The sequence below is a fragment of the Halomonas maura genome, from assembly GCF_030409305.1.
GTDB classification, from domain to species: domain Bacteria; phylum Pseudomonadota; class Gammaproteobacteria; order Pseudomonadales; family Halomonadaceae; genus Halomonas; species Halomonas maura.
Window position 1 is genome coordinate 239911 of record NZ_JAUFPQ010000012.1, and the last position, 22167, is coordinate 262077.

The window sequence follows — 22167 nt, forward strand, 5'->3', positions numbered from 1 at the left end:
GCACTACATGCTGCTTTTTCTGGCTGAACTGCTGGCGCAATTCCAGAGCGCCTTCAACGTCTTCAACTATCTGACCCTGCGCATGATCCTGGGCACCCTGACCGCCCTGGTGCTGTGCCTGTGGCTCGGCCCGGTGGTGATCCGCCGGCTGGTGGAACGCCAGATCGGCCAGGCGGTGCGCGACGACGGTCCCCAATCGCATCTCTCCAAGGCCGGCACCCCGACCATGGGCGGCGCCATGATCCTGATGGCCATCGCCGTCAGCACCCTGTTGTGGGGCGACCTGACCAACCACTACGTGTGGGTGGTGCTGGCCGTGACCCTGGGCTTCGGCGCCATCGGCTGGGTCGACGACTACCGCAAGGTGGTGGAGAAGAATCCCCGGGGGCTGCCGGCCCGCTGGAAGTACTTCTGGCAGTCGGTGATCGGCCTGGCCGCCGCGGCCGTCCTCTACGTCACCGCCGCCTCGCCGGTGGAGACCAGCCTGATCTTGCCGCTGTTCAAGGAGTTCGTGCTGCCGCTCGGCGTGTTCTACATCGTGCTCACCTACCTGGTGATCGTCGGCAGCTCCAACGCCGTGAACCTCACCGATGGCCTCGACGGCCTGGCGATCATGCCCACCGTGCTGGTGGCCATGGGCCTGGCGGTGTTCGCCTACGCCAGCGGCAATGTGGTCTTCGCCGACTACCTGCAGATCCCGATGATCCCGGGGGCCGGCGAGCTGGCCGTGTTCTGTGCGACGATCGCCGGGGCCGGGCTCGGTTTCCTGTGGTTCAACACCTATCCCGCCCAGGTCTTCATGGGCGACGTGGGCGCCCTGGCCCTGGGCGCCGCCCTCGGCGTGGTGGCGGTGATCGTGCGCCAGGAGATCGTGCTGTTCATCATGGGCGGCATCTTCGTCATGGAGACCGTCTCGGTGATCCTCCAGGTGGGCTCCTACAAGCTGACCGGGCGGCGCATCTTCCGCATGGCCCCGCTGCATCACCACTATGAGCTCAAGGGCTGGCCGGAACCGCGGGTCATCGTGCGCTTCTGGATCATCACCGTGGTGCTGGTGCTGCTGGGCCTCGCCACCCTCAAGATCCGTTGACGCTCCCGAGGAGCCCGACATTCGCCGTCCACGCGAGGAGCCGCTGATGGTCAAGGTGCCCAAGGGAATGACACTGGTGGTCGGGCTCGGTGTGTCCGGTCGAGCCATCTGTCGCCACCTGCAACGCCTGGGGCGTCCCTTCATGGTCGCCGATACCCGGGCAGAGCCGCCCGGCCTCGAGGCCTTCCGCGACGCCCATCCGGGGGTCGCGGTCCACTGCGGACCGCTCACCGACCTCGACATGGACGCGGCGCGGGAGGTGGTGGTGAGCCCCGGCGTCGATCCCCGCTCGCCGGGCCTCGACGCCCTGGCCGGCCGCCGCGGGGCGCAGGGCGAGCCCCTGGTGGTGGGCGAGATGGCGCTCTTCGTGCGCGCCTGTCGGGCCCCCATCGCCGCCATCACCGGGGCCAACGCCAAGTCCACGGTGACCACCCTGCTCGGCGAGATGGCCGCCGAGGCCGGCCGTCGCGTCGCGGTGGGCGGCAACCTCGGCACCCCGGCCCTGGACCTGCTCGCCGAGCGGCCCGACGCCGAGCTGTACGTGCTCGAGCTGTCGAGCTTCCAGCTCGAGACTACCCCCTGCCTCGGCGCCGAGACCGCCGCCTTCCTCAACCTCTCCGAGGACCACCTCGACCGCCACGGCGACCTGGCCGGTTACCGGGCGGCCAAGCTGGGAATCTTCCGCGGGGCCCGCCATGGCGTGGTCAACGCCGAGCAACCCGATACCTGGCCGGCCGCGCCACTGGCGGTGCTCGACCGTTTCACCACCCGTCCGCCCGAGGCGGGGGAGTGGGGCATCGGCGAGCATGACGACGGCGCGGGGCCCCGGCCCTGGCTGATGCATGGCGACGTGCCGCTGATGCCTGCCGAGGCGGTGCGCCTGCCCGGTCGGCACAACCAGGCCAACGCCCTGGCGGCCCTGGCCATGGGGCATCGCCTGGGGCTCGGGCTTGCCGCCATGCGTCGGGTGCTCGAACGCTTCTCGGGCCTGCCCCACCGCGGCGAGCTGGTGGCCGAGCACGGCGGGGTGCGCTGGATCAACGACTCCAAGGGCACCAACGTCGGCGCCACCCTCGCCGCCATCGCCGGCCTGGGCCCGACCCTGGCGGGCCGCCTGGTGCTGCTCGCCGGCGGGCTCGGCAAGGGGGCGGACTTCACCCCGCTGGCCGCGCCGCTGGCCCGCCATGCTCGCGAGGCGATCCTCTTCGGCCGCGATGCCGAGCGCCTGGCGACCGCGCTCGGCGATGCCGTGCCGCTGACCCGGGTCGACGACCTGGAGGCGGCCATGGCCCGAGCCGTGGCGATCGCCGAGCCGGGGGATTGCGTGCTGTTGTCACCGGCCTGTGCCAGTCTCGACCAGTTCCGCGACTATCAGGCGCGTGGCGAGGCCTTCCGCCAGGCCGTGCGGCGTCTGGCGGGGGAGGGCGCGCCATGAGTCGTCTGTCCCGCCTGAGGCAGCGCCTGTCCACCGCCGAGCAGCCCTTCGACGGCTGGCTGCTGCTCGCGGCGCTGGCACTGCTGCTGATCGGCTGGGTGATGGTCACCTCGGCCTCCACCGAGGTGGCGTCCAGCCTCACCGGTAACGCCTGGTACTTCAGCCTGCGCCACGGCATCTTCCTGCTGGTGTCGCTGGTCATCGCCGCCCTGGCGCTGCGGGTCCCCCTGGGCTGGTGGAAGGCCAACGGGCCCCTGCTGCTGCTGGTGGGCATGGTGCTGCTGGCGCTGGTGCTGGTGGTCGGCCGCGAGGTCAACGGCAGTCGGCGCTGGCTGTCGCTGCCTGGTGTGCCCTTCAACCTGCAGGCCTCGGAAGTCGCCAAGCTGTGCCTGATCACCTACCTGGCCGGCTACCTCGAGCGCTTCCTGCCCCAGGTGCGCCGGGAGTGGGGCGCCTTCCTGCGGCCGCTGGCGGTGATGGCGGTGATGGGCGGGCTGCTGATCCTGGAGCCGGACTACGGCGCGGTGGTGGTGATGACCGGCTGCGTGATGGGCATGCTGCTGATGGCAGGGGCGCCCTGGGGGCGCTTCCTGCTGCTGATGGTGCTGGTGGCGGCCCTGGGTACCATCGCCGCCATCGCCGAGCCCTATCGCATGGCACGCCTGACCAGCTTCGCCGATCCCTGGGCCGACCAGTTCGCCAGCGGCTACCAGCTGACCCAGGCGCTGATCGCCTTCGGCCGCGGACACTGGCTGGGCATGGGGCTCGGCAACAGCGTGCAGAAGCTGTTCTACCTGCCCGAGGCCCACACCGACTTCGTCTTCGCCGTACTCGCCGAGGAACTGGGCCTGGTCGGCGCCGTCGCCGTGGTGGGGCTGTTCGCCCTGCTGGTGTGGCGAGCCATGGCGGTGGGGCGGCGGGCCGAGCTGGCCAAGTTGCCGTTCGCCGCCTACATCAGCTACGGCATCGCGCTGGTGATCGGCGCCCAGGCGTTCATCAATATCGCCGTCAGTACCGGCATGTTGCCCACCAAGGGGCTGACCCTGCCGCTGCTCAGCTATGGCGGCTCGAGCCTGATGATCAGCTGCGTGATGATGGCGATCCTGCTGCGCGCGGACATCGAGACCCGCCAGGCGGTGCGGCGAACCCGGCCCACGGCCCCCCGGGCGGCGTCGACCGGCAAGACACAAGGAAGCGGAACATGAGTCGACGCGAGGGTCGCCGTGCCCTGATCATGGCCGGTGGCACCGGTGGCCACGTCATTCCCGCCCTGTCCCTGGCCCGTTCGCTGACGGCGGCCGGGGTCGAGGTGGCGTGGCTGGGCAGCCCGCGAGGCATCGAGAATCGCCTGGTGCCGGCCGCCGGCATCCCCCTGTACCACGTCGCGGTGAGCGGCCTGCGTGGCAACGGCCTGGCCGGTTGGCTGCTGGCGCCCTGGCGGCTGGCCCGGGCCGTAGGGCAGGCCGCCCGGGTGATCCGTGACGTCGACCCGCAGCTGGTGGTGGGGCTGGGCGGCTTCGCCAGCGGCCCCGGCGGCCTGGCCGCCTGGCTCAAGCGGCGACCGCTGGTGATCCACGAGCAGAATGCCGTGGCCGGCCTCACCAATCGCGCCCTGGCACGCCTGGCGCGTCGCGTCTATGCGGCCTTTCCCCAGGCCTTCCCGGGACGGGCCGAGGTGGTCGGCAACCCGGTGCGCGGCGAGATCGCCGCCCTGGGCGAGTCGCCGAGGGCGGCCGCCGCCATGCGCGAGCGCCCCCTGCGCCTGCTGGTGGTGGGGGGCTCCCTCGGGGCCCTGGCCCTGAACCAGCGGCTGCCCGAAGCCCTGGCGCGGCTGCCGGCGGCGGGCCGCCCCGAGGTGCGCCACCAGGCCGGCCGTGACAAGGACGCGGCGACCCGCGAGGCCTACGCCGAGCAGGGGGTGGCCGCCGAGGTGACGGCCTTTATCGACGACATGGCGGCGGCCTACGACTGGGCCGACCTGGTGGTATGCCGGGCCGGGGCGCTGACCGTGGCCGAGCTGGCGGCGGCGGCCAAGCCGGCGCTGTTCGTGCCCTTTCCCCATGCGGTGGATGACCACCAGACCGCCAATGCCGCGGCCCTGGTGGAGGAGGGCGCCGCCGCCCTGATGCCGCAGCACGAGATGACCGCAGCGGCGCTGGCCGAGCGCCTGGCGACGTTGCTCGACCCCGAAGTCCTTGCCACCATGGCGGCGCAGGCACGACGCTGTGCGCATCTCGACGCCGTCGAGCGCCTGGTGGCCGGTTGCATGGAGACAGCTTTTGAGTGACGAGACCCTCGGGCCGGTTCCCGGCCAAGCCACGCCCCCGCGTCCCGGCCTCGGGCTGGGCATGCGCCGCATCCGGCGCATCCATTTCGTCGGCATCGGCGGCGCCGGGATGTGCGGCATCGCCGAGGTGCTGGCCAACCAGGGCTACAGCGTCAGCGGCAGCGACCTCAGGGCCTCGCCGGTGGTGGCGCGGCTGGAGCGCTGCGGCATCGGCGTGGCCATCGGTCATGCGGCGGAGAATGCCCGCGACGCCGACGTGGTGGTGGTCTCCACCGCGGTGGACGAGACCAACCCCGAGATTCGCTGGGCTCACGAGCATCGCGTGCCGGTGGTGCGGCGGGCCGAGATGCTCGCCGAGCTGATGCGCTTCCGCCACGGCATCGCCGTCGCCGGCACCCATGGCAAGACCACCACCACCAGCCTGACCGCCACCCTGCTCGGCGAGGGCGGCCTGGATCCGACCTTCGTGATCGGTGGCCGGTTGACCAGCGCCGGCACCAATGCCCGCCTGGGGGAGGGGGAGTACCTGGTGGCCGAGGCCGACGAGTCGGATGCCTCCTTCCTGCACCTGCAGCCGATGGTGGCCATCGTCACCAACATCGATGCCGATCACATGGCCACCTATGGCGGCGACTTCGAGCGCCTCAAGGGCACCTTCATCGAGTTCCTGCACAACCTGCCGTTCTACGGCCTGGCGGTGCTGTGCATCGACGACGCCAATGTCCGTGGGCTGATCGAGCGGGTCAACCGCCAGTTCGTCACCTATGGCTTCAGCGCCGATGCCGACTACCGGCTCGAGGACTTCGTCCAGCAGGCCGGTGAGGTGTGCTTCACCGCGGTGCGTCCCGATGGCCTGGCGCCGCTCGAGGTGCGCCTGGCGATGCCGGGGCGCCACAATGCCCTCAACGCCCTGGCCGCCATCGCCGTGGCCAGCGACGCCGGCGTCGACGACCAGGCCATCCTGCGTGGGCTGGCCGGCTTCGCCGGGGTCGGCCGCCGCTTCCAGGTGCATGGCCACTTCGCGGCCCCGGCCGAGGCGGGTGAGGTCATGCTGGTCGACGACTACGGTCACCATCCCCGGGAAGTCGAGATGGTGATCAAGGCCGTCCGCGACGGCTGGCCCGAGCGGCGCCTGGTGATGGTCTACCAGCCCCATCGCTATTCGCGCACCCGCGACCTCTACGAGGATTTCGTGCGGGTGCTGGCGGGGGTCGACACCCTGCTGCTGCTGGATGTCTACAGCGCCGGCGAGGCGCCGGTCCCCGGGGCCGACGGCCGCACCCTGGCCGGCTCGATCCGCCAGCGCGGCGAGGTCGACCCGATCTTCGTGCAGGACAAGGCCGAGTTGCCGGGGCTGCTGGCCAAGGTATTGCGTCCCGGTGATATCCTGATCACCCAGGGCGCCGGCGACGTGGGGGGCATCGCCCAGCGCCTGGCCGATGCCCGACTGGATCTCGACGAGGTGGCGCTATGACGGCGGTCATGACCGGCCACGGTCGGGTGGTGGTGCTCTACGGCGGCGAGTCCGCCGAGCGGGAGGTCTCGCTGAAGAGCGGGGCAGAGGTCATCGCCGCCCTCGAGCGGGCCGGGGTGGCCCCCATCGGCTTCGACCCGGCCGAGCAGGGTGGTCTCGCGGGCCTAGAGGCGCTCGCCCCCGATCGGGTCTTTATCGCCCTGCATGGCCGGGGCGGCGAGGATGGTACCCTCCAGGGCGCGCTGGAGCTGCTGGGCATCCCCTATACCGGCAGCGGCGTGCTGGCCTCGGCGCTGGGCATGGACAAGCAGCGCACCAAGCTGGTCTGGCAGGCGCTGGGCCTGCCCACCCCCGAGAGCGTGATGCTCGGCCCCGATGCCGACTGGGCGGCGGTGGTGGAGCGGCTCGGCCTGCCGCTGATCGTCAAACCGGTCCACGAGGGCTCGACGCTCGGCATCACCATCGTCGACAGTGCCGAGGCCCTGGCGGCCGCCTACCGCGATGCCGTGCGCTTCGATGCCCGGGTGATGGCCGAGCGCTTCATCCGTGGCGAGGAATACACGGTGTCATTGCTCGGCGACAGGGTGCTGCCGGCGATCCGCGTGGAGGTGCCCAGCGGCTTCTATGACTACGAGGCCAAGTACCTCTCCGACGAGACCCTCTACCATCTGCCCTGCGGACTGGCCGAGGACGAGGAGCGATGCCTGGCGGCGCTGTGCCGGGAGGCCTTCGAGGCCATCGGCTGCACCGGCTGGGGGCGGGTCGACGTCATGCGCGACGCCCAGGGGCGGTTCTGGTTGCTCGAAGTCAACACCGTGCCCGGCATGACCGACCATAGCCTGGTGCCCCAGGCGGCGGCGCATGCCGGCATCGACTTCGATGCGCTGGTGATGCGCATCCTCGACACCGCCGGGCGGGACTAGCCCATGGCGCGTCGTGGAACCCTGCTCGGTGTGCTGCTGCTGGCGCTGCTGGTCGGTGCCGGTGGCCGTGCCTTGTGGCTGTGGCTGGATCGCCCCATCGAGCGGGTCTCGATCCGCGGCGAGCTGCACCATGCCGGGGCCGACTACCTGCGTAGCCGGCTCGCGCCCCTCGTCCAGGGCCGGACCTGGCTGTCGGTGGACCTGGGCGAGCTGCGCGAGCGGGCTCGGGACATCGGCTGGCTGAGCGAGGTGCGCATCCGTCGCGAGTGGCCCGATGCACTGGTCTTCGAGTTGGTCGAGCAGGTACCCGTGGCGCGCTGGAATGACGACCGGCTGCTGAATGCTGACGGCGAGCCCTTCGACCCCGCGCCCCTCGAGGTGCCCGAGGAACTGCCCGAGCTCTCGGGGCCGGCGAACAGTGGCGCCGAGGTGTTGGCCTATCACGACGCCCTGGCGGCACGGCTCGCGCCCCAGGAGTTGTTTCTGCGCCAGCTGCGCCTCGAGGCGCGCGGCGCCTGGCGGTTCCAGCTGGAGGGTGGACTCTGGGTGATGCTGGGGCGCAATCATCGGGACGAGCGGCTGGCGCGTTTCCTGGCGGCCTGGGAGCGTGAGCTCGGCGAGACCGCGTCGCATATCCGCTACATCGATCTGCGTTACCCCAATGGCGTGGCCGTGGCCTGGCATGGACAAACCGAACCCGTGGACGATGCCACTACCGATCAAGGCTGAACGGCACCTCATGGTGAATTGCCCGGCCTCCGGGGCACCAGGGTGTTCCTTTCGGAAGAAAATCGCCGTATCGTGACGGGTGTTTCTTCCCATGGGCTGGTGGATCACGGTGAGTTGTTCCTATAATTGGCCCAGGTTTTTTCGTTTCAATCATGTATGTCCCCTAGCGGGTTCGGCTCGAGGAGATTTCCCGGCTCATGTCAGGTCCATCCAATGCGTCCAATATGGTAGTCGGGCTGGATATCGGAACATCCAAGGTCGTGGCGATCGTGGGGCAACCCACCGATGATGGCGGCGTTGAAATCGCCGGTATCGGCTCCCATCCCTCCCGCGGGATGAAGAAAGGGGTGGTGATCAATATCGAGTCCACGGTGCAATCGATCCAGCGTGCCGTGGAGGAAGCGGAACTCATGGCGGGTTGCGATATCCACTCCGTCTATGTGGGCATCGCCGGCAGCCATATCAGCTCGATGAATTCCGATGGCGTGGTCGCCATCAAGGAGCGCGAGGTCGCGCCCTCCGATATCGACCGGGTCATCGATTCCGCCCGTGCGCGGGCCATCTCCGAGGGGCAGCGGGTCCTGCACGTGCTGCCCCAGGAGTTCGCCATCGATACCCAGGGCGGCATCCGCGAGCCGTTGGGCATGTCCGGGGTGCGCCTGGAGGCCAGGGTCCACCTGGTAACGGCCGCCCTCAATGCGGTACAGAACATCGAGAAGTGTGTGCGGCGCTGTGGTCTCGAAGTGGATGCCATCATCCTCGAGCAGTTGGCCTCCAGCCACGCCGTGCTCACCGAGGATGAGCGGGAACTGGGCGTGTGCATGGTCGACATCGGCGGCGGCACCACCGATATCGCGGTCTTCACCGAGGGCGCCATTCGCCACACCGCGGTGATTCCCATCGCCGGTGACCAGGTCACCAACGACATCGCCATGGCGCTGCGCACGCCCACGCAGCATGCCGAGGAGATCAAGGTCAAGTACGCCTGTGCGCTGACCCAGCTCGCCGCCAGCGACGAGATGATCAAGGTGCCGAGCGTCGGCGACCGGGCGGCCCGGGACCTGTCCCGCCAGTCCCTGGCCGAGGTGGTCGAGCCACGCTACGAGGAGCTCTTCACCCTGGTGCGCGACGAGTTGCGTCGCAGCGGATACGAGGACCTGGTCGCCGCGGGGGTCGTCCTCACGGGGGGCACTTCGCGCATGGAAGGGGTGGTCGAGCTGGCCGAGGAGATCTTCCACATGCCGGTGCGAATCGCCTGCCCGCAGAGCGTGCGGGGGCTCGCCGATGTAGTGCGTAACCCGATTTATTCGACGGGGGTCGGTTTGCTACATTACGCTCTACAGGAAGCCCGTCAGGGGCATGGCCATCAGGGTACTCAGGGGCAGGGTAGCAGCATCTCGGCGCAACCGAGGCGTGGTGACGTCTCCCGGCGCGGACTGGAGGAAGGGATTCCGGCGCTGGTAAAGCTTAAAGGCTGGTTCAAAGGAAATTTCTGACAGGGCCGCGTGCGCGGTCCAGGAGACGGGGCTAATGTTCGAACTTGTAGATAGCGCACCCTCTAGCAGTGCGGTCATCAAGGTTATCGGTGTCGGTGGCGGCGGCGGGAATGCCGTCAACCACATGGTCGAGAGTAGCATCGAAGGCGTGGAATTCATCTGTGCCAACACCGATGCCCAGGCGCTGAAGCGGGTGGCGGCCAAGACCGTTCTCCAGCTCGGTAGCGAGATCACCAAGGGACTCGGCGCCGGCGCCAACCCGGACGTGGGACGCCAGGCGGCCATGGAGGACCGCGAGCGCATCGCCGAACTGCTCGGCGGTGCCGACATGGTGTTCATCACCGCGGGCATGGGCGGTGGCACCGGCACCGGTGGTGCGCCGGTGGTCGCCCAGGTCGCCAAGGAACTCGGCATCCTGACCGTGGCGGTGGTCACGCGTCCCTTCCCCTTCGAGGGGCCCAAGCGGATGCGGGCCGCCGAGGAGGGCATGAAGGAGCTCTCCGAGCACGTCGACTCCCTGATCACCATCCCCAACGAGAAGCTGCTGTCGGTGCTGGGCAAGAGCGCCAGCCTGCTGACCGCCTTCAGCGCCGCCAACGACGTGCTGCTGGGTGCCGTCCAGGGCATTGCCGAGCTGATCACCAGCCCCGGCATCATCAACGTCGACTTCGCCGACGTGCGCACCGTGATGTCCGAGATGGGCATGGCGATGATGGGCACCGGCGGCGCCACCGGCGAGAATCGCGCCCGCGAGGCCGCCGAGAAGGCGATCAGAAGCCCGCTGCTCGAGGATATCGACCTGCACGGTGCGCGCGGCATCCTGGTCAACATCACCGCCGGTCCCGACCTGTCGATCGGTGAGTTCAACGACGTGGGGGCCACGGTCCAGGAGTTCGCCTCCCAGGACGCCACCATCGTCGTCGGCACCTCCATCGACATGGAAATGACCGACGAGCTACGGGTCACCGTGGTGGCCGCCGGCCTCGACGGGCAGCGTCAGGCCAAGGCGGCGAGCCAGACCACGCGCCGTGCCGATGCCGGCGGGGACTATCGCCAGCGTCAGTCCGTGGCCGCCCGGCCCCAGGCCTCGGTCAATCGTGCCGCGGCGGCCGCGCCCAAGGCGGAGCCCCAGGATGCCCCGCGTCCTCAGGCGGAGCCGCGCAAGTCCCAGGAACTGGACGACTACCTGGATATACCGGCGTTCCTGCGGCGTCAGGCCGATTGAGAGGCGCTATTGCGAGCATAGGCAGCCTGAGGGGATGGAAGTTTTGTTGAAACACTCGTTCGGTGTTATAGTGAACGGTGTTTGATAACCAACGACTGCCTGGCGACTGCCCATGATCAGACAACGCACTCTCAAGAACGTCATCCGCGCGACCGGCGTCGGCCTGCATTCCGGCAAGAAGGTCTACCTGACCCTGCGGCCGGCCCCGGTCGACACCGGTATCATCTTCGTGCGCACCGACCTGGCCCCCGAGGTGCAGATCCCGGCTCGCGCCGAGAATGTCGCCGACACCACCCTGTGCACGGCCCTGTCCCAGGATGGCGTCAAGGTGGCCACCGTCGAGCACCTGATGTCGGCCCTGGCCGGCCTGGGCATCGACAACGCCTACGTGGACGTGAGCGCCCCCGAGGTGCCGATCATGGATGGCAGCGCCGGGCCCTTCGTGTTCCTGATCCAGTCCGCGGGCATCGCCGAGCAGAGTGCCGCCAAGAAGTTCATCCGCATCAAGCGAGAGGTGGTGGTGCGCGAGGGCGACAAGGAAGCCATCTTCCTGCCCCATCAGGGCTTCAAGGTGTCCTTCGCCATCGACTTCGACCACCCCGTGTTCGAGGACCAGAAGCAGACCGCGGTGGTCGACTTCTCCACTACCTCCTTCGTCAAGGAGGTGTCCCGGGCGCGGACCTTCGGCTTCATGCGCGACCTCGAGCATCTGCGCTCGAACAACCTGGCGCTCGGCGGCAGTCTCGACAACGCCATCGTGGTCGATGACTATCGCATCGTGAACGAGGGCGGGTTGCGCTACGATGACGAGTTCGTCAAGCACAAGGTGCTGGACGCCATCGGCGACCTCTATCAGCTGGGCTACAGCCTGATCGGCGAGTTCCGCGGCGTGAAGTCCGGCCACGCCCTCAACAACCAGCTGTGTCGCGCGCTGATGGAGCAGCCGGAGTGCTGGGAGATCGTCACCTTCGAGGACGACACCCAGAAGGCGCCCATCTCCTACGCGGCCCCGGCCATGGCCTGATCCGCCCGACTCCGCCGAGCGCGCTAAGCCTTACGTTGTAAGAATAGACCCCACCGGCATAAACCGGTGGGGTTTTCTATCGGTAACCAGGCGGAACGATCCACTTCCAGCTTCCAGCTTCCAGCTTCCAGCTTCCAGCTTGCGGGCTTACGGCTCTTGCTCGGCGTGGGAGGCGAGGCGTTCGAGGGCCTGCTTGAGCCGGGGGTCATCCACGTCGGCGGCGCAGCTGGAGAGCTCGTCGGCGGCCCGGGCGGGCAGACGGCGGGTCTGGCGCACCGGCGCCTTGGGAGGGCGGACCGGCCGGACCTTGAAGTCGAAACCGCGCACGGCCTCGAAGCCGGGGAGTTCGTGGAGCCGCGACAGCAGCTGCGCCTGCTCGTAGCGCAAGCGGGTCAGCCACACCGCCCGGTCGGTGATCACCGTCAGGCGACCGTCGTGAAAGCCGCCCACGAAGAGGTGCTCCGCGAGCTCGGCGGGAAGCTGGTCGCGCAGGTGCTGCTGGCCCCGCTCGATGAGTCGGGCCATGCGCATCAGCGTGCCCAGCTCCCCGCGGCCTTCCAGTAGCCGGGACATGGGCTGTGCTCGGAACCGCTTAACCTTTATACTCATCAGCTTGATTCTCGGGGGCGAACCCCTGACGTTGGCCGTCGGCCGCTCGCGCCGGCGACCCCTGAACGCAAGAGCCTAGCACACGCAAGGGAGTCCCTCGACAGCATGGCCACCCTCACCGCGGACATTCGCGCCACGGCGCGTCGCCCGATGGAGCGCCGCCCGACCCGCTGGTGGTTGGCGGGCCTGTTGGTGGGTTGCCTGTTGCCGGCGGGGCTCGCCCAGCTGGAGTCGTCGCGCCCCGTCGAGCGGGTCATCCAGATCTGCATCCTGGCCCCCGCGCTGATCCGAGCCAGCTCCCGCCTGCAGGCCCGGCGTCGGGCGCATCGCCGCTGGCCCGGGCCTCGCCTGCCCGTGATGGCGGCACGCCCGGAGCGGCCCGTCCTCGGCCGCGGCGTGCCGCGACGGGCCGTGGCCGCCCACGATGTCCTGACACGGCGGGGGCCGCCATCCGCTCGTCGAGGTTGAACGACGAGAGGCCGGGGAATTCCCGGCAGGATGCCACCCGCAATTTCGGGACCCTTCATGATCAATACTCTGTTGCGCAAGGTCGTCGGCTCCAAGAACGACCGCGAAGTCAAACGCATGGGCCGCTCCGTGGGCCGTATCACCGCCCTGGAAGGCGAGCTCGAGAGTCTCGACGATGCCTCCCTCAAGGCCCGCACCGCGGCCTTCCGTGAGCGTCTCGATGGCGGCGAGTCCCTCGATGCGCTGCTGCCGGAGGCCTTCGCCACGGTCCGCGAGGCCGGCAGGCGGGTCATGGGCATGCGCCATTTCGATGTGCAGATGATCGGCGGCATCACCCTGCACGACGGCCGCATCGCCGAGATGAAGACCGGCGAGGGCAAGACCCTCGTGGCGACCCTGGCGGTCTACCTCAATGCCCTGCCGGGCAAGGGGGTGCACGTGGTCACGGTCAACGATTACCTGGCCTGTCGTGACGCCGAGTGGATGCGCCCCCTCTACGAGTTCCTCGGCCTCTCGGTCGGCACCATCTATGCCGGCCAGACGCCCGAGGAGAAGCGCGCGGCCTACGGCTGCGACATCACCTACGGGACCAACAACGAGTTCGGCTTCGACTACCTGCGCGACAACATGGCCTTCTCGCTGGAGGACAAGGTCCAGCGCGGGCTGCACTTCGCCATCGTCGATGAGGTCGATTCCATCCTCATCGACGAGGCGAGAACGCCTTTGATCATCTCCGGGGCGGTGGACGAGAACACCGAGCTCTACCGGATCATCGACCGCCTGGCGGTGAACCTGACCCAGTGCACCGACGAGGAGGATCCGGAGAGCGGCGACTTCACCCTCGACGAGAAGCAGAAGCAGGTGGAGCTCACCGAGGGCGGCCATCACAGGGTCGAGGAATTGCTGCGCGCCGAGGGCCAGCTGGGCGAGGAGGACTCCCTGTACGCGGCCCAGAACCTCAACCTGCTGCAGCACATGCACTCGGCGCTGCGCGCCCGGCACCTCTACCATCGCGACGTGGACTACATCGTCAGCGACGGCCAGGTGGTGATCGTCGACGAGCACACCGGCCGCACCATGCCGGGCCGCCGCTGGTCCGAGGGCCTGCACCAGGCGGTGGAGGCCAAGGAGGGCGTGACCGTCCAGCGCGAGAGCCAGACGCTGGCGTCGACGACCTTCCAGAACTACTTCCGCCTCTACGAGAAGCTGTCCGGGATGACCGGCACCGCCGATACCGAGGCCTTCGAGTTTCGCCAGATCTACGGCCTCGACGTGGTGGTGATCCCCACCAACAAGCCGCTGGTCCGGGCCGACCTCAATGACCTCGTCTACCTCACCGCCGAGGAGAAGTTCGAAGCGATCATCGAGGACGTCAAGGCGCAGACCGAGGCCGGGCGTCCCGTGCTGGTGGGCACCGCCTCCATCGAGACCTCGGAGTACCTGGCCAACCTGATGAAGGGCGCCGGCCTGGCCTTCAACGTGCTCAACGCCAAGCAGCACCAGAGCGAGGCCGAGATCATCGCCCAGGCCGGGCGGCCCGGGGCCATCACCATCGCCACCAACATGGCCGGCCGGGGGACCGATATCGTGCTGGGCGGCAACTGGGAGGCCGAGGCCGCCAAGCTCGAGGCCCCCAGCGAGGCCCAGGTCGAGCGGCTCAAGGCCGAGTGGCAGCAGCGTCACGATGCCGTGCTCGAGGCCGGCGGCCTCCACGTGGTCGGCTCCGAGCGCCACGAGTCCCGGCGCATCGACAACCAGCTGCGTGGCCGGGCCGGCCGCCAGGGCGACCCGGGCTCGACCCGCTTCTTCCTGTCGCTGGAAGACAACCTGATGCGCCTGTTCGGCTCCGACCGGGTGCAGCGCCTGATGCAGGCGCTGGGGCTGGAGCGTGGCGAGGCCATCGAGCACAAGATGGTCTCCAACGCCGTGGAGCGGGCCCAGAAGAAGGTCGAGGGTCGCAACTTCGATATCCGCAAGCAGCTGCTCGAGTACGACGACGTGGCCAACGACCAGCGCCGGGTCATCTACGAGCAGCGCAACGAGATCCTCGCCGCCGAGGAGGTCGCCGAGAACGTCGCCGGCATCCGCGAGGAGGTGCTGGACGAGGCGATCAGCGAGTTCGTGCCACCCCAGAGCCTGCCGGAGCAGTGGGACCTGGCCGGCCTGGAGGCCCATCTCAAGGCCGAGTTCAACTTCGAGGCGCCGGTGGTGGAGTGGTCCCGGCAGGACGAGCGCTTCCACGAGGAGCAGCTGCGCGAGCGCCTTCAGGAGATGCATCGCTGGGCCTACGAGGAGAAGGCCGAGGTCGCCGGTTCCGAGCTGATACGCCGCTTCGAGAAGCAGGTCATGCTGCAGGTGCTGGATACCCGCTGGAAGGAGCACCTGCAGTCCATGGACCACCTGCGCCGGGGCATCCACCTGCGCGGCTATGCTCAGAAGAACCCCAAGCAGGAGTACAAGCGCGAGTCCTTCGAGCTGTTCCAGATGCTGCTGACCAATATCAAGGCCGACGTGACCCGTATCCTCAGCCACGTGAAGGTTCGTCGCCCCGAGGAGGTCGAGGCCCTGGAGCAGCAGCGCCGCGAGTCGCTGGAGCGCGAGAAGGCCGCGGCCGCCAGCCGGCACGACGCCCCGGAGGCCGCCGCCGAGGAGCAGGGGGGACAACCCGCGGCGGCCGACCAGGCGCCGGGCAGCGATGGCCGCCCCCTGCGCCGTGAGGGCCCCAAGGTGGGGCGCAACGATCCCTGCCCCTGTGGCTCGGGCAAGAAGTTCAAGCAGTGCTGCGGCAAACTTAGCTGACGGGCGACGCTCGACGCGAATTCAAACAGGAGACGAGGCGATGGCAGTGGGTCAAGCAAGCTTTCCGGACATGCCGCGGATCGAGGGCCTGCGCCTGGGCACGGCCCGTGCCGGCATCAAGACCGCCGATCGCCGGGACCTGGTGGTGATCGAGGTGCCCGAGGGGGCTGCCGTGGCGGGAAGCTTCACCCGCAACGCCTTCTGTGCGGCCCCGGTGACGGTGGCCCGCGAGCACCTGGCCGCCTGCACCACCCGTGGCCAGGCCCCCCGCTACCTGGTGATCAACACCGGGAATGCCAATGCCGGCACCGGCGAGACCGGCCTGCGCGATGCCCGGGCCACCTGCACCGAACTGGCGCGTCTCGCCGGGGTGCCGGAGAACAGGGTGCTGCCGTTCTCCACCGGGGTGATCGGGGAGACCCTGCCCATGCAGCGGCTGCTCGGCGGGTTGCCCGAGGCGCTGAGGTCCCTGGACGAGGGGGCCGCCGGCTGGGCCGCGGCCGGTGAGGGCATCCTCACCACCGATACCCGTCCCAAGGGGGCCAGCCTGAGCGTGTCGCTGGGCGATGAGACGGTGACCATCAACGGCATCAGCAAGGGCTCGGGCATGATCAAGCCCAACATGGCCACCATGCTGGCCTTCGTGGCCACCGATGCGGCCATCGAGCCGAGGGTATTGGAGACCCTGCTGGAGGAGACCGTGGCGCGCTCCTTCAATTGCATCACGGTGGATGGCGACACCTCCACCAATGATGCCTGCATGCTGGTCAGCACCGGGCGCGGAGCCGCGGTGGCCGACGAGGAACGCCTGGCGGTGTTCCGCATCGCCCTGCAGCGGGTGATGACCGAGCTGGCCCAGGCCATCGTCCGCGACGGCGAGGGGGCCACCAAGTTCGTCAGCCTGCAGGTGGAAGGGGCGGTGACCCGGCGAGAAGCCCTGGACGTGGCCTTCACCGTGGCCCATTCGCCGCTGGTCAAGACCGCCCTGGCCGCCAGCGATGCCAACTGGGGACGCATTCTTGCCGCCGTCGGCCGTGCCCCGCTGGAAGGCTTCGACGTGTCCCGGGTGACCATCGATCTCGGTGACGTGCGCCTGGTCGAGCAGGGCGGCTGTGCTGCCGGCTACACGGAGCAGGCCGGCAGCGCGGTGATGGCCAGGGACGAGATCACCATTCGCATCGGCCTGGGGCGCGGCGAGGAAAGTGCCACCGTGTGGACCACGGACCTGACCCGGGAATACGTCGCCATCAATGCCGACTATCGCAGCTGACCCCATCGAGGGCGCGCCAGGCCGGTCGAGTCAGTCGAGAAATCCCCCGCACCGCCGGGTGCGTGGACAAGTTGGAAAGGTGAATGAACGCAATGGTGAAGAGAAGGGTGCACGTGGCGGCTGCCGCCATCATCAGTGCCGACGGTCGTGAGGTGCTGCTTGCCCGGCGTCCGTCCAGCGTGGATCACGGCGGCCTGTGGGAATTTCCCGGCGGCAAGCTGGCACCCTACGAGACGGGGCTCGAGGCCCTGAAGCGCGAACTCCACGAGGAACTGGGCGTGGAGATCCGGCGCGCCCAGCCGCTCATCCGCATCCATCACGAGTACTCCGACAAGCATATCCTGCTCGATGTCTGGCAGGTGCATGACTTCGCCGGCGAGCCCTTCGGCCGCGAAGGGCAGGCGGTGCGCTGGGTGCCCATGGAGGAGCTGGTCAACTATCCGTTCCCGGCGGCCAACGTGCCGATCCTGCGGGCGGTGATGCTCCCCACCGAGTACCTGATCACCGGCGAGGAGGACGAGGAGGGGGGCTTCCAGGCGCGCCTGGAGCGGGCCCTGACCGAGGATGGCATCCGCCTGGTGCAGCTGCGTGCCAAGGGGCTGGCGCGGGGCGAGTACCTGGCGCGTGCCGAGCAGGCGCTGGCGCTGTGCCGTCGTCACGAGGCGCGGCTGATACTGAACGGTGAGCCGGAGCTGCTGGAGGGCCTCGACGCCGACGGCATCCACCTGACCAGCGAGCGGCTGATGAGCCTCGATCGGCGCCCCCTGCCCGAGGGCAAGTGGTTGTCCGCCTCCACCCACGACCGCGCCCAGCTGGTCCAGGCGCACCGCATCGGCTGTGACTTCGTTACCCTCTCGCCGCTGCGCACCACGCCCTCGCACCCGGAAGTGGCGCCGATCGGCTGGCACGACTTCCAGCAGCTGGTCGAGTATGCCGGGATGCCGGTCTTCGCGCTGGGCGGCATGACCCGCTTCGACGCCAACCATGCCCGGGCCGTGGGGGCCCAGGGGATCGCTTCGATCCGCGACTTCTGGAAATGAAGCGTTAAGCTGGAAGAGCGCCGCTTCGCGGCTGGAAGCTGGAAGAAAACCCCCGCGGGTCAAGCCCGAGGGGGTTTTGGTTTTCATGGGGTCATTATCCTGACTTCGAGCTTCGAGCTTCGAGCTTCGAGCTTCGAGCTTCGAGCTTCGAGCTTCGAGCTTCGAGCTTCGAGCTTCGAGCTTCGAGCTTCGAGCTTCGAGCTTCGAGCGTAGCTAGTCCCGATAGCGCCGGGTCAGGTCGCCGTAGGCATCGATACGGCGGTCGCGAAGGTAGGGCCAGATGCGCCTCACGTCCTCGCCGCGGTCCAGGTCCAGGGTCACCAGCAGGCGCTCGGCCTCGCCGCCGGCATGGGCCAGCATCTCGCCCTGGGGGCCGCAGATGAAGCTGCCGCCCCAGAAGTCGATGCCGGGGCTGACTCCGGAATGGTCGGGCTCGTGGCCGACCCGGTTGGCCACTACCACCGGCAGGCCGTTGGCCACCGCATGGCTGCGCTGGATCAGCGTCCAGGCCTCCTTCTGGCGGGCCTTCTCGTCGTCGTCGTCGGGTGGATGCCAGCCGATGGCGGTGGGGTAGAGCAGCAGTTCCGCGCCGGCCATGGCCATCAGCCGCGCGGCCTCCGGGTACCACTGGTCCCAGCACACCAGCACGCCGAGCCGGCCCACCGAGGTGTCGATGGGCTCGAAGCCCTGGCCCCGGGCGGCGTCGTGGTCGCCGGGCGTGAAGTAGAACTTCTCATAGAAGCCCGGGTCGTCGGGAATGTGCATCTTGCGGTAGTGGCCGACCCGGCCCCGGTCGCGATCGTAGACCACGGCGGTGTTGTGATAGACACCGGCGGCGCGACGCTCGAACAGCGAGCCCATCAGCACGATGCCGAGCTCCGCGGCCAGTCCCGCCAGCTGGCAGCCGGTGGGGCCGTCCAGGGGCTCGGCCAGGTCGAACAGCTCGACGGCCTCGTGCTGGCAGAAGTAGTGGGTGGCGTGCAGCTCCTGCAGCACCACCAGCTCGGCGCCGGCGGCGGCCAGCTCGCGGATGCCGGCCTCGCTCTCGGCCAGGCTCCGGGCCTTGTCGGGCCAGGCCGGTTGCTGGACCAGTCCGACCTTGAGGGTGCGGGTCATGGGCTCTCTCCTTCGGCGGGAACGGGGAGCGGGGCCAGGGTGCCCCGGGGCAGCTGCATGGTCAGGCAGTGCAGGCTGCCGTGCTGGCGGATGACGGTCGTGCAGTCGATGGGCACGATGTCGCGGTCCGGGAAGGCGTCGGCCAGGGCGTCGAGGGCCCGGTGGTCGGCGGGGTCGCCGTACACCGGCACCAGCACGGCAGCGTTGATGATCAGGAAGTTGGCATAGGTGGCCGGCAGCCGGTGGCCATCCTCGGGGTCGTGGCAGGGGGCCGGCCAGGGCAGCGGCACCAGCCGGTAGGGCGCGCCGTCGGCGCGGCGCAGGGACCGCAGCTCGGCCTCCATGGCGGCCAGCGCCGGGTAGTGGGGGTCGGCCGGGTCGTCGCAGCGCACGTAGGCGATGGTGCCGGGGTCGCAGAAGCGGGCCAGGGTGTCCACATGGCTGTCGGTGTCGTCACCCTCCAGGTGGCCGTGGGCGAGCCACAGCACCCGGGAGACGCCGAGGTCCGCCGCGAGCCGGGCCTCGATGGCGGCGCGGTCGAGGCCCGGATTGCGGTTGTCGTTGAGCAGGCAGGCCTCGGTGGTGAGCAGGGTGCCCTCGCCGTCGGTGTCGATGGCCCCGCCTTCCAGCACCAGGTCGCGGGAACTCGGGGGGCAGGCGAAGACGCCGGCCTCGGCCAGGCGGCGGGTCAGGCTGTCGTCGCGTGTGGCGGCGAACTTGCCGCCCCAGCCGGTGAAGACATAGTCCAGCAGCCGGGGAGTGCCGTCCTGCATCACGGTGATCGGGCCATGGTCCCGGGCCCAGGTGTCGTCGGCCTCGGCGACCATCAGCCGCAGGCGCCCGGCGGGCAGGCCGCGTCGGGCGAACCTCTCGGCCAGCCGGGCGCGGGTCGCCGCGTCGGGCACGGCGACCAGCACCGTCTGGTAGCGGCCGATGGCCATCACCAGACTCTCGAGGGTGGCCTCGATGCGCGCCATCAGCGGCGCCCAGTCGCTGTCGGGGCCGGGCCAGGTGAGTTGCACGGCATCCTGGGGGGCCCATTCGGGCAGCAGGCGATTGGCCATCGGCGGGGTCTCGTCGCGTGTCATGAAAGGCGCGAATTTAGGCCGGCGGGGCGGATGATGCAAGGATCGCGCAAATCGCCCCCGACGGCGATGCAGTGCCTGGCAAAAAACCGTACCATGAGCGCCCGCCGACAAGGAACGCTCTTATGCTGGACCGCCTGCCTTTCCTGATCGGGTTGCGCTACGTGCGCGCCAAGCGTCGCAACCACTTCATCTCCTTCATCTCCCTGACCTCCATGCTGGGGCTGACCCTGGGCGTGGCCGTGCTGATCCTGGTGCTGTCCGTGATGAACGGCTTCGACCGCGAGCTGCGCACCCGCGTGCTGGGCATGGTCCCCCACACTCGCATCGAGGTGCCATCCGGGCTGACCGACTGGCAACCCCTGGCCGAGCGGCTGACCCAGCGCGAGCACGTCATCGGGGCCGCCCCCTACATCCAGCAACAGGGCATGTTCTCGGTGGGCGGTCGCAACCAGGGGGCCATGGTCAATGGCATCGACCCCGAGTGGGAGAGCCGGGTGTCGATCGTCGACGAGCACATGCGCCGGGGCAGCCTCGATGAGCTGGCGCCGGGCGAGTGGAACATCGTGCTCGGCTCGCTGCTGGCGCGCCAGCTCGGGGTCGGCGTGGGCGACCGCGTGACCCTGCTGGTGCCCGAGGCCTCGATCACTCCCGCCGGCGTCTTCCCCCGTCTCAAGCGCTTCACCGTGAGCGGCATCTTCAGCGTCGGCGCTGACCTGGACGCGAGCCTGGCCTATGCCAACATCGAGGACATGCAGACCCTGGCGCGCATGGGCGATGCCGTGGGCGGCCTGCGCCTCGAACTGGACGACCTCTTCCAGGCCGGTGGCGTGACCCGCGCAATCATCGACGACCTGGGGCCGGGGTACCGGGGCCTCGACTGGACCTACACCCGGGGCAACCTCTTCCAGGCCATCCAGATGGAGAAGCGCATGATCGCGCTGCTGCTCACCGTGATCATCGCCGTGGCCGCCTTCAACATCGTCTCGACCCTGGTGATGGTGGTCACCGACAAGCACGCCGACATCGCCATCCTGCGCACCATCGGCGCCACGCCCCGCTCGATCATGGGCATCTTCATGGTCCAGGGACTGGCCATCGGCGTGATCGGCATCCTGATGGGCGTGGGCCTCGGGGTGCTGCTGGCGCTGACGGTGGCCGACATCATCGGCTTCCTCGAGTCGACCCTGGGGATCAGCTTCCTCGATGCCGGGGTCTACTTCATCAGCGAGCTGCCGTCCCAGCTGCTGTGGTCGGATGTGGGCAACATCATCGCCGCGGCCTTCGTGCTGACCTTCCTGTCGACCCTCTACCCGGCCTGGCGTGCGGCTCGGGTCCAGCCTGCCGAGGTGCTGCGCTATGAATGATACCGCCATGACCCGGACCCTCGACCGCCAGCCGGTGCAGGGCGAGGTGATGCTGGAGTGCCGCGGCCTGACCCGCATCTACCGCGAGGGGCCCCGGGATCTCACCGTGCTCGACGAGCTCGAGCTGAACGTGCGGGCCGGCGAGCGCGTGGCCGTGGTGGGCAGCTCCGGTTCCGGCAAGACCACCCTGCTCAACCTGCTGGGCGGCCTCGACCGGCCCAGCCATGGCGAGGTGCGCATCGCCGACCAGTCGCTGCAGGCCCTGGGGGATGCCGACCTGGGGCGCTTCCGCAACCGCCATATCGGCTTCGTCTACCAGTTCCACCACCTGCTCGCCGAATTCACCGCCCTGGAGAATGCCGCCCTGCCGCTGATCGTGCGCGGGCAGCGCAAGAAGGTCGCCGAGGCCCGGGCCCTGGAGCTGCTGGCCCGGGTGGGCATGGAAGACCGCGCCGATCACAAGCCCGGCGAGCTCTCCGGCGGCGAGCGCCAGCGGGTGGCCATCGCCCGGGCATTGGTCACCGACCCCAGCCTGGTGCTGATGGACGAGCCGACCGGCAACCTCGACCAGGCCACCGCCGCCAGCATCCTGGCGCTGATGGACGAGTTGGCCGACAGTGCCGCCTGTGCCTTCGTCATCGTCACCCACGACCCCGCCCTGGCCGCCCATCAGGACCGCGTGATGCGCCTGGACGGCGGTCGTCTCTCCCCCCAGTCCGAGCGAGGCTGA

At 69.2% G+C, this 22167-nt stretch carries 19 protein-coding genes; 16 read left to right on the forward strand and 3 right to left on the reverse strand.

Annotation, left to right across the window (positions count from 1 at the left end; translation table 11 throughout):
• Positions 1–7 precede the first annotated feature (7 nt).
• The 10 genes from mraY (at position 8) to lpxC (ending at position 11683) form a co-directional block, all read left to right on the forward strand.
• Positions 8–1090 carry a phospho-N-acetylmuramoyl-pentapeptide-transferase gene (mraY, locus tag QWY76_RS06575; RefSeq protein ID WP_290310309.1) on the forward strand — a complete coding sequence of 361 codons (1083 nt, stop codon included), beginning with the start codon at positions 8–10 and terminating at the stop codon, positions 1088–1090.
• 46 nt (positions 1091–1136) lie between these two features.
• The gene (gene murD, locus QWY76_RS06580) at positions 1137–2525 is read left to right on the forward strand and encodes a UDP-N-acetylmuramoyl-L-alanine--D-glutamate ligase (protein ID WP_290310310.1); all 1389 of its coding nucleotides are present in this window, start codon (positions 1137–1139) and stop codon (positions 2523–2525) included.
• Positions 2522–3730: a putative lipid II flippase FtsW gene (gene ftsW / locus QWY76_RS06585; RefSeq protein WP_290310311.1), complete on the forward strand. Its 1209-nt coding sequence runs from the start codon at positions 2522–2524 to the stop codon at positions 3728–3730. Before murD ends, ftsW begins: the two co-directional genes overlap by 4 nt.
• Positions 3727–4812 (forward strand): undecaprenyldiphospho-muramoylpentapeptide beta-N-acetylglucosaminyltransferase, encoded by a 1086-nt coding sequence (gene murG, locus QWY76_RS06590; protein ID WP_290310312.1) that lies wholly within the window; start codon positions 3727–3729, stop codon positions 4810–4812. Before ftsW ends, murG begins: the two co-directional genes overlap by 4 nt.
• A gap of 61 nt (positions 4813–4873) precedes the next feature.
• The gene (gene murC / locus QWY76_RS06595) at positions 4874–6286 is read left to right on the forward strand and encodes a UDP-N-acetylmuramate--L-alanine ligase (RefSeq protein WP_290310367.1); all 1413 of its coding nucleotides are present in this window, start codon (positions 4874–4876) and stop codon (positions 6284–6286) included.
• Positions 6283–7209, forward strand: a complete 927-nt coding sequence (locus tag QWY76_RS06600; protein WP_290310313.1) for a D-alanine--D-alanine ligase — start codon at positions 6283–6285, stop codon at positions 7207–7209. Before murC ends, QWY76_RS06600 begins: the two co-directional genes overlap by 4 nt.
• A gap of 3 nt (positions 7210–7212) precedes the next feature.
• Positions 7213–7938, forward strand: coding sequence for a cell division protein FtsQ/DivIB (locus tag QWY76_RS06605; protein WP_290310314.1), 726 nt, complete (start codon positions 7213–7215; stop codon positions 7936–7938).
• A gap of 197 nt (positions 7939–8135) precedes the next feature.
• On the forward strand, positions 8136–9434 hold the full coding sequence (gene ftsA / locus QWY76_RS06610) for a cell division protein FtsA (protein ID WP_290310315.1): 1299 nt from the start codon (positions 8136–8138) through the stop codon (positions 9432–9434).
• 34 nt (positions 9435–9468) lie between these two features.
• Positions 9469–10659, forward strand: coding sequence for a cell division protein FtsZ (gene ftsZ / locus QWY76_RS06615; protein WP_290310316.1), 1191 nt, complete (start codon positions 9469–9471; stop codon positions 10657–10659).
• 112 nt (positions 10660–10771) lie between these two features.
• Positions 10772–11683 carry a UDP-3-O-acyl-N-acetylglucosamine deacetylase gene (gene lpxC, locus QWY76_RS06620; protein ID WP_290310317.1) on the forward strand — a complete coding sequence of 304 codons (912 nt, stop codon included), beginning with the start codon at positions 10772–10774 and terminating at the stop codon, positions 11681–11683.
• Positions 11684–11830: 147 nt separating this feature from the next.
• On the opposite strand, the gene QWY76_RS06625 is transcribed toward lpxC, so the two are convergent.
• Complete coding sequence (locus QWY76_RS06625; protein ID WP_290310318.1) at positions 11831–12256, reverse strand: DUF721 domain-containing protein; 426 nt, start codon at positions 12254–12256, stop codon at positions 11831–11833.
• A 141-nt stretch (positions 12257–12397) separates the two neighbouring features.
• On the opposite strand from QWY76_RS06625, the gene QWY76_RS06630 reads away from it, so the two are divergent.
• The 4 genes from QWY76_RS06630 to QWY76_RS06645 all read left to right on the forward strand — a co-directional run bounded on the left by QWY76_RS06630 (position 12398) and on the right by QWY76_RS06645 (position 17869).
• Positions 12398–12760, forward strand: a complete 363-nt coding sequence (locus QWY76_RS06630; RefSeq protein ID WP_290310319.1) for a hypothetical protein — start codon at positions 12398–12400, stop codon at positions 12758–12760.
• 57 nt (positions 12761–12817) lie between these two features.
• Positions 12818–15559, forward strand: coding sequence for a preprotein translocase subunit SecA (gene secA, locus QWY76_RS06635; RefSeq protein ID WP_290310320.1), 2742 nt, complete (start codon positions 12818–12820; stop codon positions 15557–15559).
• Between the two features lie 40 nt (positions 15560–15599).
• Positions 15600–16829 (forward strand): bifunctional glutamate N-acetyltransferase/amino-acid acetyltransferase ArgJ, encoded by a 1230-nt coding sequence (argJ, locus tag QWY76_RS06640; RefSeq protein ID WP_290310321.1) that lies wholly within the window; start codon positions 15600–15602, stop codon positions 16827–16829.
• A 92-nt stretch (positions 16830–16921) separates the two neighbouring features.
• On the forward strand, positions 16922–17869 hold the full coding sequence (locus tag QWY76_RS06645; RefSeq protein WP_290310368.1) for a Nudix family hydrolase: 948 nt from the start codon (positions 16922–16924) through the stop codon (positions 17867–17869).
• 213 nt (positions 17870–18082) lie between these two features.
• Here QWY76_RS06645 and QWY76_RS06650 read toward each other — a convergent pair whose 3' ends face one another.
• Both QWY76_RS06650 and QWY76_RS06655 read right to left on the reverse strand, forming a co-directional pair.
• Positions 18083–18985 (reverse strand): carbon-nitrogen hydrolase, encoded by a 903-nt coding sequence (locus QWY76_RS06650; protein WP_290310322.1) that lies wholly within the window; start codon positions 18983–18985, stop codon positions 18083–18085.
• A complete protein-coding gene (locus QWY76_RS06655; protein ID WP_290310369.1) occupies positions 18982–20049 on the reverse strand; it encodes an agmatine deiminase family protein in 1068 nt (355 codons plus the stop codon). The genes QWY76_RS06650 and QWY76_RS06655 overlap by 4 nt, the downstream gene beginning before the upstream one ends.
• Positions 20050–20195: 146 nt before the next feature.
• Between QWY76_RS06655 and QWY76_RS06660 the strand changes: the two genes are divergently transcribed.
• Both QWY76_RS06660 and QWY76_RS06665 read left to right on the forward strand, forming a co-directional pair.
• Positions 20196–21437: a lipoprotein-releasing ABC transporter permease subunit gene (locus QWY76_RS06660; RefSeq protein ID WP_290310323.1), complete on the forward strand. Its 1242-nt coding sequence runs from the start codon at positions 20196–20198 to the stop codon at positions 21435–21437.
• On the forward strand, positions 21430–22167 hold the full coding sequence (locus QWY76_RS06665) for an ABC transporter ATP-binding protein (RefSeq protein WP_290310324.1): 738 nt from the start codon (positions 21430–21432) through the stop codon (positions 22165–22167). The genes QWY76_RS06660 and QWY76_RS06665 overlap by 8 nt, the downstream gene beginning before the upstream one ends.

Bases quoted from the DNA above. Each gene is read 5' to 3' on its own strand.
- mraY (WP_290310309.1), top strand. From the start codon at position 8: ATGCTGCTTTTTCTGGCTGAACTGCTGGCGCAATTCCAGAGCGCCTTC.
- murD (WP_290310310.1), top strand. From the start codon at position 1,137: ATGGTCAAGGTGCCCAAGGGAATGACACTGGTGGTCGGGCTCGGTGTG.
- ftsW (WP_290310311.1), top strand. From the start codon at position 2,522: ATGAGTCGTCTGTCCCGCCTGAGGCAGCGCCTGTCCACCGCCGAGCAG.
- murG (WP_290310312.1), top strand. From the start codon at position 3,727: ATGAGTCGACGCGAGGGTCGCCGTGCCCTGATCATGGCCGGTGGCACC.
- murC (WP_290310367.1), top strand. From the start codon at position 4,874: ATGCGCCGCATCCGGCGCATCCATTTCGTCGGCATCGGCGGCGCCGGG.
- QWY76_RS06600 (WP_290310313.1), top strand. From the start codon at position 6,283: ATGACGGCGGTCATGACCGGCCACGGTCGGGTGGTGGTGCTCTACGGC.
- QWY76_RS06605 (WP_290310314.1), top strand. From the start codon at position 7,213: ATGGCGCGTCGTGGAACCCTGCTCGGTGTGCTGCTGCTGGCGCTGCTG.
- ftsA (WP_290310315.1), top strand. From the start codon at position 8,136: ATGTCAGGTCCATCCAATGCGTCCAATATGGTAGTCGGGCTGGATATC.
- ftsZ (WP_290310316.1), top strand. From the start codon at position 9,469: ATGTTCGAACTTGTAGATAGCGCACCCTCTAGCAGTGCGGTCATCAAG.
- lpxC (WP_290310317.1), top strand. From the start codon at position 10,772: ATGATCAGACAACGCACTCTCAAGAACGTCATCCGCGCGACCGGCGTC.
- QWY76_RS06625 (WP_290310318.1), bottom strand. From the start codon at position 12,256: ATGTCCCGGCTACTGGAAGGCCGCGGGGAGCTGGGCACGCTGATGCGC.
- QWY76_RS06630 (WP_290310319.1), top strand. From the start codon at position 12,398: ATGGCCACCCTCACCGCGGACATTCGCGCCACGGCGCGTCGCCCGATG.
- secA (WP_290310320.1), top strand. From the start codon at position 12,818: ATGATCAATACTCTGTTGCGCAAGGTCGTCGGCTCCAAGAACGACCGC.
- argJ (WP_290310321.1), top strand. From the start codon at position 15,600: ATGGCAGTGGGTCAAGCAAGCTTTCCGGACATGCCGCGGATCGAGGGC.
- QWY76_RS06645 (WP_290310368.1), top strand. From the start codon at position 16,922: ATGGTGAAGAGAAGGGTGCACGTGGCGGCTGCCGCCATCATCAGTGCC.
- QWY76_RS06650 (WP_290310322.1), bottom strand. From the start codon at position 18,985: ATGACCCGCACCCTCAAGGTCGGACTGGTCCAGCAACCGGCCTGGCCC.
- QWY76_RS06655 (WP_290310369.1), bottom strand. From the start codon at position 20,049: ATGGCCAATCGCCTGCTGCCCGAATGGGCCCCCCAGGATGCCGTGCAA.
- QWY76_RS06660 (WP_290310323.1), top strand. From the start codon at position 20,196: ATGCTGGACCGCCTGCCTTTCCTGATCGGGTTGCGCTACGTGCGCGCC.
- QWY76_RS06665 (WP_290310324.1), top strand. From the start codon at position 21,430: ATGAATGATACCGCCATGACCCGGACCCTCGACCGCCAGCCGGTGCAG.